Annotated in this window: 1 protein-coding gene; it reads right to left on the bottom strand. The window is 41.6% G+C overall.

Annotated elements, in window-relative coordinates:
• Window positions 1–43 precede the first annotated feature (43 nt).
• Window positions 44–281 (bottom strand): PGN_0703 family putative restriction endonuclease (locus QWY28_RS23555; protein WP_259299561.1); only part of this gene is annotated, 238 nt, incomplete at its 5' end.

Raw genomic sequence — 281 nt, 5'->3', positions numbered from 1 at the left:
ATGACTATTGAGCTATTTCGCCTACTTTTTATTTTTATATGCTTTACTCTACCTTCCTAAACTCCAAGTATCTCCTCCTGAACCTTTCATAAACCAGGGTATAATACTCCGACAGATACTGTATCATCGCATCCATAAAGTCCTCTAAAGATACGGTACTCAGCTTATAGGCATACTCCGGTTTCAGGTATTCTGTTACCGACTTAATTTCCTTTTCGGTTGACGGATGCTCCTTCGGTGAAAGCACCACTGAATACGAGTCCTTCAGCCCTTCGACCATC

Source organism: Nocardioides oceani, from assembly GCF_030412965.1.
Lineage (GTDB): Bacteria > Actinomycetota > Actinomycetes > Propionibacteriales > Nocardioidaceae > Nocardioides > Nocardioides oceani.
Note: the sequence above shows the minus strand (reverse complement) of the source record. Positions and strands in the feature narration are given on the sequence as shown.